General features: G+C 61.7%; 8 protein-coding genes and 1 pseudogene. 5 read left to right on the top strand and 4 right to left on the bottom strand.

The features are described from left to right. The first annotated feature begins 60 nt into the window (after positions 1-60). Positions 61-2,643: a hypothetical protein gene (locus tag RGV33_RS23160; protein WP_322146310.1), complete on the top strand. Its 2,583-nt coding sequence runs from the start codon at positions 61-63 to the stop codon at positions 2,641-2,643. Between the two features lie 61 nt (positions 2,644-2,704). On the opposite strand, the pseudogene RGV33_RS34335 reads toward RGV33_RS23160, so the two are convergent. The 4 genes and pseudogenes from RGV33_RS34335 to dsbD form a co-directional block, all read right to left on the bottom strand. Beyond that, positions 2,705-2,839, bottom strand: a pseudogene (locus tag RGV33_RS34335) (thiol:disulfide interchange protein DsbG); the annotation flags it as partial. A 269-nt stretch (positions 2,840-3,108) separates the two neighbouring features. Beyond that, positions 3,109-3,870 (bottom strand): thiol:disulfide interchange protein DsbG, encoded by a 762-nt coding sequence (gene dsbG, locus RGV33_RS23150; protein ID WP_017479476.1) that lies wholly within the window; start codon positions 3,868-3,870, stop codon positions 3,109-3,111. Then, on the bottom strand, positions 3,846-4,715 hold the full coding sequence (locus RGV33_RS23145) for a TlpA disulfide reductase family protein (protein WP_322146308.1): 870 nt from the start codon (positions 4,713-4,715) through the stop codon (positions 3,846-3,848). The genes dsbG and RGV33_RS23145 overlap by 25 nt, the downstream gene beginning before the upstream one ends. Beyond that, the gene (gene dsbD / locus RGV33_RS23140; RefSeq protein WP_322146307.1) at positions 4,715-6,445 is read right to left on the bottom strand and encodes a protein-disulfide reductase DsbD; all 1,731 of its coding nucleotides are present in this window, start codon (positions 6,443-6,445) and stop codon (positions 4,715-4,717) included. The genes RGV33_RS23145 and dsbD overlap by 1 nt, the downstream gene beginning before the upstream one ends. A gap of 175 nt (positions 6,446-6,620) precedes the next feature. Between dsbD and RGV33_RS23135 the strand changes: the two genes are divergently transcribed. The 4 genes from RGV33_RS23135 (at position 6,621) to RGV33_RS23120 (ending at position 11,091) form a co-directional block, all read left to right on the top strand. Continuing rightward, positions 6,621-7,301 carry a response regulator gene (locus tag RGV33_RS23135; RefSeq protein WP_322146306.1) on the top strand — a complete coding sequence of 227 codons (681 nt, stop codon included), beginning with the start codon at positions 6,621-6,623 and terminating at the stop codon, positions 7,299-7,301. Next, complete coding sequence (locus RGV33_RS23130) at positions 7,301-8,620, top strand: ATP-binding protein (RefSeq protein ID WP_322146305.1); 1,320 nt, start codon at positions 7,301-7,303, stop codon at positions 8,618-8,620. The genes RGV33_RS23135 and RGV33_RS23130 overlap by 1 nt, the downstream gene beginning before the upstream one ends. 123 nt (positions 8,621-8,743) lie before the next feature. Next, positions 8,744-9,511 (top strand): N-acetylmuramoyl-L-alanine amidase, encoded by a 768-nt coding sequence (locus RGV33_RS23125; protein WP_322146304.1) that lies wholly within the window; start codon positions 8,744-8,746, stop codon positions 9,509-9,511. A gap of 179 nt (positions 9,512-9,690) precedes the next feature. Beyond that, a complete protein-coding gene (locus RGV33_RS23120) occupies positions 9,691-11,091 on the top strand; it encodes an aspartate aminotransferase family protein (RefSeq protein ID WP_322146303.1) in 1,401 nt (466 codons plus the stop codon). Positions 11,092-11,100 lie beyond the last annotated feature (9 nt).

The following is an 11,100-nucleotide window of genomic DNA, read 5'->3' as shown; positions in this document are numbered from 1 at the left end:
AGAAGGGGCATTTCGGCGTGTGATGGGCAGCACCATCACTCATTGAAAGGGAGTTCCATCATGCCCAAGTCATCAACGTTGACCCTTGATCTGCCCAAGCCACAACTGGTCGGGTTTGAGGGGCAAACTCAGGTTGACCCGCTCGCATTGTTGGAGGGGGCCACAGTCCTCGTGTCCTACGACGGGATGCTCAACACCGACAGTATTGCGTTGCGCTGGGAGACGACGCCTGGGGAATACGCGCCGATTGCCTCCAGGGATGGCGTCGAAGGGGGCTCGGTCGAGTTCCATGTCTTACCGCATGACGTGGGAGTGCGCATTGATAACTTTGCGCTGTTTTCCTATGTCGTTACCCGCGATGGCGAGGAACATCCTTCTCTCGCTGCCGATGTGTTCATCAAGCTGCCGTCCAATTTGCCGCAACCGCAGATTCTGCAAGCCTCAGGCGGCGTCCTGGATCTGTATTCCCTGTGTGGTGAAGACCCGGTGATTTATGTTGCTCCTTGGGCGTTTATCTATTTCGATCAGCTTGTCCATGTCTTTATCAGCGCTACCTACGCTGACGGCTCGGAGGCGCGGCTCTATCCTTTTGCTGCCGAGCCAGTGACCGAGGAAGACGTACGCAGTGGGTGGCGCAGAACCTTGTCACTGGATGAGTTGGCGAAACTCAAAAATCACAGTGAGCTTTTTCTTCTCTTCAGCGTGAGGTTCCAGCCGGCCAGTACCGGGGTCTACCGGTCGTTCCCGTCGCTGTTGCTGACCTTGCGTACCGACGCTCACCTGGACTTGCTCGAGCCTTCTGTGGTGGAGGCTACACAGGTCACGCCTGAGTGCTATGCGCTGAATCCGGTCAATAGCCGGGAGGGTGCGACGGTTCGCGTCAGCTATGAGCACATGTGCCCGTGCGACTGGGTTTGTGCCTTTTGGGAAGGGACTGCCGGGGCAGGCACTCCGGTACTCGAGTGCAAGCAGGCTGACAATCGGGACTTTGTTGATTTTAACGTGCCGGCGTCAGCCATCAGTGCCAATTTCAATAAGCAGGTGTCGGTCCGCTACACCGTCCGGCGGGAAGGGCACACAGGGTCGTCGCTGCCGCGACAGGTAAAAATCCTGAATATCTCCGGCCTGCCCAAGCCGCAAGTGGAACAGGCCACGGGCAGTACGCTGGACCTCAATACGTTCCAGGAGGACGCGCAACTGACGGTGGCGGTCTATGCCTACGGCGCCTTGGGGCAGCCCTGCTGGATGTGTGTAACCGGTGAGCGGGAAGATGGCGCGCCTTATTGCTTCGATGTGCTGGACGGCGAGCCTCTCTCCGAGCAATGGCTGCAGGATGGCGTCAGTACGCTGCTGTCCCGCCGCGACCTGCAAAAACTGGCCGATTGCAGCCGCTTTGACGTGCATTTTGCGGTGAACTTCGATGGCCGGTCCGACAGGGCCAGCGCCGAGCCGTTTCCTGTGCTGCACCTGGATATTCATCAGGAAGACCTGGTCCTGAAACCCTTGACCATTCGGGAGGCCGTGGGCTCGCAGTTGACGGTATGGAATGGCCGTGATGGCGTGACGGCACGGGTGGAATATGACCACATCAGTGCTCATGACGAGATCAGCGTGTGTTGGACACAATCGGACGGTAGTTGCCTGCCGTTGGCACCCAAGCCGGGTAACACTGATCCGAAGTACGTTGACTTCACCATTCCCCGCGAGGCTGTAATCGCTGGAAGCGGCAAAACAGTGCCCGTCAGTTACAGCGTCGCGAGCGCATGCAAGCACGTCACATCAGCTGACCTGGAGCTACAGATCAGTGTCCCGCAGCGCTTGCCTGCGCCAGAGGTGCCGCAGGCCATTCAGTTGCCCGGTGGCCCGGGGACACTGGACTTGCGCAACTTTACCGGGGATGCCGAGATTACGCTGCAAGCCTGGTGGTTCATCCTGGAGGGGCAAAAGGCCTCGCTGGGATGTACGGGAACCTTGCTCGACGGGTCGTCCCGTACCCTCAAGCTGCTGGTCAATGAGCCGATCACGCAAGAGCAGGCAAACCATGGGTTGTCGCACATTCTGCCTCGTGAGGAACTGGAAAAGTTTCGCCACAGGTCCGTATTGAACATCGTGTTCAAGGTTACGGCGGACGGCAGCTCCCATGTGAGCGAAGCAATTGTGTTCCCTGTGCTGATGTTGCTGTTGCGCAAGCAGTACAGAGACCTGACGGATTTCAACGATCAGACCTTGGGTTTATGGACCGTAGGGTCAGGCGCACCCGATGCCAGGGACATCGGCATTGAATATATGGGGACAGGACCTGACGGCAAGCCGGATTACGCAGCCAGGAATTTCACAAACACCGATAACAGTTTCGGCCCGATCCTGCAGCGGCGCTTCTTGGATTTGGAGAGCGGTTTCACTTACCGGTTTTCCGTACGGGTTCGACGGTACAGCGTTGAGTTCGCGACGCCCAAGTTATCGTTGCGCAAAGACTCCATTCAACAAACACCGATGGAAGAGTTGGTTGACCTGAACTGGCACACATTGAGCTTCACGTTCACGGCAGCGATCGCTCCCGTGCTGCTGGAAATCTATAGCCACGAAGGCGCCAAGGACGGCAACGATTGGTACATGGATGATTTCCTGGTCGAGGGGATTTAATCCGCGCTGAAAAGACAATGCCCGCTTCGATGCGAGCATTGTCTTTACAGGCGAGGGCTGATTATTTCGGCCCGAGAATCTTCACCAACTTATCCGGCGACGGCGCCCCTTGCTATTGCTGCAAACCGCCCTTGTCAATCAACTTCATGTTCGAATCCAGCCTGGCATGGATATCCGCCGGGATTTCGTTGCTGGCCACGCAGATTGCTTCACGGGTGCAGAAGAAGCGGCAGCGGGATGTGCCGTTGCGGGGTATATCGAGGGGCTCGCCGCGAATGAGATCAGCGCGCAGAAGGCGGATCGGCTGAGTGATTTGATGGCGCAGCTGGAGGGGTTGTAAGGCGCTGAATCTTCGCTGTTTGTGACGGCCTCATCGCAGGCAAGCCAGCTCCCACATTTTGGATTGTGAACACATTCAAAATGTGGGAGCTGGCTTGCCTGCGATGGCGTCAGACCGGTCGCCGCTTATTTCGGCCCCAGAATCTTCACCAACTTATCCGGCGACGGCGCCCCTTGCTGTTGCTGCAATCCGCCCTTGTCATCCAGATAGAAAATCGCCGGCGTCGCCGACAACTCCAGCTCGTCCATCAGCTTCATGTTCGAATCAAGCTTGGCCTGGATATCCGCCGGGATCTTCTCCAGCGCCTGCAACTTGCTGCCTTTACCGGCCGACTCATGGGCTTCCAGCGCCTGCTGGGGATCCTTGGCGGCAAACAGCGCGGCCGACTTGCCCGGGCTGTCCTCACGAATAATCCCCACCATGATGTGCCGCAACTGTACCTTGCCCGACTTCACCCACGGCCGTGCCTGTTCCCAGAACATGTTGCAGTACGGGCAGTTCGGGTCGCTGAACAGGTACACGATGCGCGGCGCATCCTTGTTGCCGTCCTGGATCCAGTTGCTGTGTTCCATCTTGGCCCAGACTTCCTTGGCCATGGGCGCATATACCAGTTTTTCCAGGGGCGCGGTGCTCAGGTCATTGCCATCGGCGTCGTACAGGTTGCCGGCAATCACGCTTTTGCCGTCGGCGGTCAGGTACAGCGCCATGCCGCGGTTCTGGTATTGCGCCGCATAACCCGTGAGGCCGCTGGGTGCATCGAACTTGCCGATGATCTTGGCCCCCTTGGCTTCGATGTTTTTGATCGGCGCCGGCCAGTCTTCGGCCTGTACAAGCGTGGCGGCCAGTGTCAGGGGCAACAGGGTCAGCAGGTGGCGGAGGCGGAGCATGGCGAATTCCTTGTGGTGGCCGGCAGGGCCGGTTTGGCGGTGGTCGGCTCGAAGCGCTCCATGGCGCGGGCCAGGCTGGCCTGGGACAACTCGCCCAGGTGGCTGTTGATCAGGCGGCCGTCAGGTTGATAGAAGAGGGTGGTGGGCAAGGCCATGGAACCGACGGCCTGGCCGAGGCGGCCGCTGGCGTCGAACAGCACGTTGTCCAGGTTCAGGCCCTGGGTCGCCAGGTAAGTGGCGACGCTTTGCATGCTTTCGGCCTGGTTGACGAACAGGAAGGTCACGTCCGGGCGTTGGCGCTGGGCGCTTTCCAGTACCGGCATTTCACGCCGGCACGGCGGGCACCAGGTGGCCCACAGGTTGATCACCAGCGGGCCGCCCTTGTAGTCGGCCAGTTGCACGGTTTCGCCGTTGGCGTTGCGCAGGGTGATATCCGGCAGTTGGGTGCCTTTTTCGTAGAGGGTCAGGGACAGGCTGGTCAAGGCCCAGAACGCCAGGCCGGTGATCACCCCGGCGCTCAGTGGCTTGCGCAATAGCGGGCGGCGCCAACCGTAGATCAGGGCGCCGAGGACCAGCGCGATGACGCCTGGCCAGGCGAGAAAGCCGCCGTCGCGCAGGTCGACGATTTGCAGCGGGTCATTTTGGTAGTACGCCCAGTACATCAACACGAAGCTGACGCGGGCGGCGAGCATCCCCAGCAAAAACAGGGTGAACAGCACCGACTCCGGGTTCTCGCCGCCGCGCTTGGCCACCCGCCAGCCCACCAGGGTGGCGAGGATCAACGCCGTGATCAGCAGCAAGTGATTCAGGGCGATGGCGAACGTGCCGATGGTCAGTGTCAGCATCAGAGGGCTTCCCGGGCTTGGGTCCAGCGTTGCAGGAAGGCAGCGGCGTCGACTTCGCCGGTGATGCGCTGGGCGCGGCGCTCCTCACCGTCGGGGCCGATCCAGACGAAGCTCGGCGGGCCGGGGACCTTGTAGCGGCCCAGCAGCTCGCGGCTGGCGGCGTTGTCGGCGGTGACGTCGAGGCGCAGCAGGCGTACGTCCCTGAGGGCGTCCAGTACCTCGGGTTTGCCGAACACCTGTTTTTCCATGATCTTGCACGACACGCACCAGTCGGCGTAGTAGTCCACCAGCACCCATTGGCCCTGGGCCTTGGCGCTGTCGAGCTGGCTTTGCAGCACGGCCGGGTCATTGATGGTCATGAAGGCTTCGTGGGCGGTGGGAGCACCGGCCACCCGTGAGCCGCTGTAGACCTTCAGTGGTTGCCACAGGTCGTCGCTGCCACCCGCTGCGCCGATCACCAATACGCTGCCCCAGAGGCCCAGCACCAGCGAGCCGGCACCGAACAGCATGGCGGTGCGCCCGAAATCCCGGGCCAGGCGCCAGCCGCAATAGGCCATGACCAGCGCCAGCACCCCCCACAAGCCAAGCCACAGGGTTTCGCCGACCACCGGGCGAATCATCAACACGGCGGTGGCGAGGAACAGGAAGCCGAAGATGCCCTTGAGGATGTTCATCCAGGTGCCGGGTTTGGGCAGGAAACGGTTACCCATGGTCACCAGCAGCAACAGCGGCACGCCGATGCCGATGCCCATGGCAAACAGGATCAGGCCGCCGTGCAGGGCGTTGCCGCTTTGGGCTATATACAGCAGGGCGCCGGCCAGGGGCGCAGTCATGCATGGGCCCACCAGCAGGCCCGACAAGGCACCGAGCACGCCGGCACCCACCAGGCTGCCGCCGCTCTGGTTGCGGCTGACGTTGTCCAGGCGGTCCCGCAGGAATGTGGGCAGTTGCAGTTCAAAGAAGCCGAACATCGGCAAGGCCAGGATCACAAACAAGGCGGCGAAGCTGCCGAGGATCCACGGGGTTTGCAGCAGGGCGGCGAGGTTGCCGCCAAGCAGTGCGGCCAATACGCCGAGGGCGGCATACACCAGCGCCATGCACACCACGTAGCTGGTGGCCAGCGCAAAGCCGCGTCGTGGGCTGGCGCCGCTGCCGACCACAAGGCCGGCGAGGATCGGCAACATTGGCAAGGAGCACGGGGCAAAAGCCAGCAACAGGCCCAGGCCGAAGAACACCAGCAGGCTCCAGCCCAGGCTGCGCTGTTGCAGGCCGCTGGCCAGGCTTTGGTCCTGGGCCTGGCCGGTAGCGGCGACGGCGGGGTTGCCGCCCAGGTCCACGGTGATCGATTGCGGCGGGTAGCACAGGCCGGCATCGGCGCAGCCTTGCCAGCCGACTTTAACCTGGCCGGTGGCGCCAGCAGGAATCTTCACTTCCAGGCCTTGGCGATAGACTTGCTGTTCGCCGAAGAACTCATCGCTGTGCGCTTCGCCCTGGGGTAACGTCGGCTTTTGGGCCAGGCCGTCGAATTTCATGCGCTGCTGGTACAGGTAATAACCGTCGGCAATCTGCCAGAACAGCTGGGTTTCACCGGAGGCCAGGCGCTCGGAGGTAAAAGTGAAGGCTTTGCCCACCGGGAGGAAATCGGGTTTGGTCTCGAAAGGATTGTTGCCCGGCGCGGCCTGGGCGAATCCAGCAAACACTACCAGCAGAAAGATAAACAGATGCCGCATGATCAAGCCTTAGTTCGAAGCAAGTGGGACACACAATGTGTGGCGTTGATTAACCGATGATTAACCGGGCTATCCTAGAAAGACGGGATTATCCGGGTTTACGTGCGCAGGCAGCATAATGCGCGCTTAATCCGCTGCCTTTTTAATCACCCTCATATTTTGCAAAGGGTTCACCATGCACGTACTGGTCTGTGAAGACGATGAACTGATCGCCAGCGGCATCGTTGCCGGGCTCGGCGCCCAGGGGCTGACCGTGGAGCGCGTCGGCACGGCTTCGGCCGCCCGGGCGATGCTCAAGGTGGCGGAATTCGACGTGATGGTACTCGACCTCGGCCTGCCGGATGAAGACGGCTTGAAGCTGTTGCAGCAATTGCGCAGCCAGGGCCTGGAAATTCCGGTGCTGATCCTGACCGCGCGGGACTCGGTGACGAACCGGGTCGATGGCCTGCAGGCCGGTGCTGACGATTACCTGCTCAAGCCCTTCGACCTGCGCGAGCTCGCCGCGCGCCTGCACACCCTGTTGCGGCGGGTGGCCGGGCGTAGCGTCAACGTGATTGAACACGGGCGCTTGACCTACAACCCCAGCAGTCGTGAAACACTGCTGGGCGGTAAGTCGGTGGACCTGTCCCGCCGCGAGCAGGCGCTGTTGCAGGCCCTGCTGCAAAACCGTGGCCGCGTGCTGTCCAGCGAGCAGCTCAAAGACAGCGTCTACGGGCTTAACGACGAGCTGGAAAGCAACGCCCTCAACGTGCACATCCACCATCTGCGGCGCAAACTCGGCAACGGCATCGTCGAAACCGTGCGCGGCCTGGGCTATCGACTGGGCCCGGCTGCCGCAGGAAAGGACGCTTCGTGATGAGCCTGCGCCTGCGGCTGACCTTCAAGCTCGGTGCGGCCTTTGTGCTGATCTGGGCCTTGGCCGCCGCGTGGATGCTCAACGACCTGCGCAACCAGATGATGTTCTCCCTGGACCAGCGCCTGGTGGCATCGGCGCGCATGGTCGCCGGCTTGATGGAGCAGATGCCGGGCTTGTCCAGCACGGGCGAGGGCGCGCATTTCAGCGCCGGGCAATTGAATGTGCCGGGTGGCATGGCGTGCCAGGTCAGCTCCTTGCGCGGGGTGATTCTTGCCCGCAGCCACACCGCTCCGGACCAAGGGCTGGAGTCGCGCAAGAGCGGCTTTCGCGACCAGATGATTGATGGCGTGGGATGGCGCAGCTTTACTCTGTCCCGTGGCGATCTGTTTATCACCACTGCCGACCGGCAGGTAGAGCGTGAAGCCTTGAACCTGTCGATCCTGCTGGCCGCATCGGTGCCGGTGGGCGTGGCGCTGCTGGGTTGCCTGTGCCTGTTGTGGCTGGGGATCGGCCAAAGCCTGTTGCCGCTCAACCGCATGCGTGATGCTTTGATGCGCCGCAGTGCCGACTCCCTCGAGCCCTTGCAGATCAGCCCGCTGCCCAGCGAACTCAAGCCGCTGCTCGACACCCAGAACCAATTGCTGCAACGCATCGCCAAGACCATCGAGCGCGAGCGCCGCCTGACCGGCGATGCCGCCCACGAACTGCGCAGCCCGCTGACCGCGATCAAGACCCACCTGCAAGTGGCGCGTATGACCGAAGGCGCTGCGCGTGACCAGTCCCTGGCCCACGCGGAGGAAGGCGCCGACCGCTTGCACCGGACCCTGGAGCAATTACTGCTGCTGGCGCGGGTCGAAGGCAGCCTGTCGTTTGATGACGGCCTGCAATCGAGCGCCGAGCAAGTCGCACAACTGGCGATCCAGGATGCCAACGGCGGCGATAATCAGCGCATTGACCTGATCCTGTCGGACAGCCTCTGCGATAAACCAGTGGAAATGCCAGTAGGGCTGGCCGTCGCCGCCTTGCGCAACCTGCTGGACAACGCCCTGCGTCATACGCCGGCGGATACTCGGGTGGAACTGAGTGTGTCGAGCACGGGCGACAATGTGGTGTTCCGGGTGCGTGACCACGGCGCGCCGATTTCCAGCGAAGACTTGCAACATTTGACCCAGCGCTTCTGGCGCAACGGCAGCAGCCCGGGTTGCGGCCTGGGGCTGGCGATCGTCCAGGCGATTGTGCAGCGCTGTTCATGCTCGTTGGAATTCGACAGCCAGGCCGATGGCATGCGTGTCGACCTGGGCATGCCATTGCGTCGCTGAACCCTTCTTTTCGCGGCATACATAGTTACCGCCATCCTCAAGCGCAACGCTTCAGGATGGCGGTAATTTTTTTGTGTTTGAACGGGCTGAATGACTCAGCCTGTGTTGAAAAGGACAGCCCCCATGTTGGTTATCGACTCCACGTATTCCGCAAAAGACTTTAATGAGCGCAATGGCGAAGCTGTGCGCCAGGTGATCGTGCATTACACCGCTGCGCCCTTTGCCTCTTCATTGCGCACGCTGACCCGCGACGGTGTCAGCGCGCACTACTTGTTGGCCGACCCCGATGACGCCAGCTACCACGCCGCCGGCTACGACGAGCTACGGGTATTTCGCCTGGTGGACGAAACGCAACGCGCCTGGCATGCCGGCACCAGCCACTGGGCCGGGCGCGACAACCTCAATAGCCGCTCCATCGGCATTGAAGTCGTCAACCAGGCCCGGGATGACGCCGGTGTGTTTACCTTCCCGGCGTATGGCGCAGAGCAGATCGACGTGTTGATAGCCCTGATTCGTGACATTCAGGTGCGTTACCCGGCGATGGCTCCCACCGACATCCTCGGGCATTGCGACGTTGCCTATTGGCGCAAGAGCGACCCTGGGCCACGGCTGCCATGGCGCTGCCTGTTCGAGGCAGGCGTGGGTGCCTGGTTCGATGAGCCGGTCAAGGCAGCTTACGCGCGACGATTTTCCATGGGGTTGCCGCCGGAAATGGAGGTTGAACGGGCGTTTCAACGCTACGGTTATGCACCTGCAAAAGACCGGCAAGGCTTCCGACAACGGATCAGGGCGTTCCAGATGCACTTTCGGCCCCGTGATTATTGCGGACAACTGGACGGCGAGACGTGCGCGATTCTGTATGCCTTGAATGAAAAATACACAGGGATTTAAGGGTATTCCCACATTCATGTAGGAATGGGCTGAAGTAAATGCGGGATTTAACGCTGCGGGTGTAAATCCTCCCTTCGCTGATGCGTTTCCAGAACAGGAAATCCGTGCGCTGCCTTTGGGCCAAGCGCCAACGGGTTGGCAGTTTGGTCACCATCATCAGCGTATTGAGGGATCGAGAGATGTCAGTCGCTACCAGCCGTATCGAGGAGACCCAGGCGGTCCCTGCGGAAACGCTCTACCAGTTCGATGAAAACCCGCTGCTGGCCCGCCAGCGCCAGCAGGAATCCAATGCCCGCAGCTATCCCCGGCGCATTCCCCTGGCGCTCAAACGCGCCCGGGGGATCTATGTCGAGGACGTTGAAGGGCGCAGCTTTATCGATTGCCTGGCCGGCGCCGGCACTCTGGCATTGGGGCACAACCACCCGGTGGTGATCGAGGCGATTCGCCAGGTGTTGAGCGATGAATTGCCGTTGCACACCCTGGACTTGACCACGCCGGTCAAGGATCAATTCGTGCAGGACCTGTTCGGCCTGCTGCCACCGGCGCTGGCGCGGGAAGCCAAGATCCAGTTCTGCGGCCCCACCGGCACCGACGCGGTGGAAGCCGCGCTGAAACTGGTGCGCACCGCCACCGGGCGCAGCACGGTGTTGTCGTTCCAGGGCGGTTATCACGGCATGAGCCAGGGCGCCCTGAGCCTGATGGGCAGCCTGGGGCCGAAAAAGCCGCTGGGCGCCTTGCTCGGCAATGGCGTGCAATTTTTGCCATTCCCTTATGACTACCGTTGCCCGTTCGGGCTGGGCGGGGCGGAAGGGGTCAAGGTCAACCTGCATTACCTGGAAAACCTGCTAAACGATCCCGAGGCCGGTGTGTTGCTGCCGGCGGCGGTGATCGTCGAGGTGGTGCAAGGCGAGGGCGGCGTGATCCCGGCCGATCTCGACTGGTTGCGCGGCCTGCGGCGCATTACCGAACAAGCCGGTGTGGCGTTGATTGTCGACGAAATCCAGAGTGGTTTTGGTCGCACCGGCAAGATGTTTGCCTTCGAACACGCCGGCATTGTCCCGGACGTGGTCGTACTGTCCAAAGCCATCGGCGGCAGCCTGCCACTGGCGGTGGTGGTGTATCGCGACTGGCTCGACACCTGGTTGCCGGGGGCCCATGCCGGGACCTTTCGGGGTAACCAGATGGCCATGGCGGCCGGGTCGGCGGTAATGCGCTACCTCAAGGACCATGACATTCCTGCCCATGCGGCGGCCATGGGCGAGCGCCTCGGCGAACACCTGCGCATCCTGCAACGCGACTTCCCGCAGATGGGGGACATTCGAGGCCGTGGGCTGATGCTTGGTGTGGAGCTGGTGGATCCTGCGGGCACACTCGACACCCAGGGCCATCCGCCGGTGCATCGCCACCTGGCGCCGCTGGTGCAGCGCGAATGCCTTAAGCGTGGGTTGATTCTTGAGCTGGGTGGGCGCCATGGCAGCGTCGTGCGTTTCCTGCCGCCGCTGGTGATCACCGCCGCAGAAATCGACCGTGTGGCCGAGATTTTTGGTCGTGCGCTGGCGGCAGCCGTTGCCAGCTTCTAATTTTTTACC

It is taken from the genome of Pseudomonas sp. Bout1 (assembly GCF_034314165.1).
GTDB lineage: Bacteria > Pseudomonadota > Gammaproteobacteria > Pseudomonadales > Pseudomonadaceae > Aquipseudomonas.
Note: the sequence above shows the minus strand (reverse complement) of the source record. Positions and strands in the feature narration are given on the sequence as shown.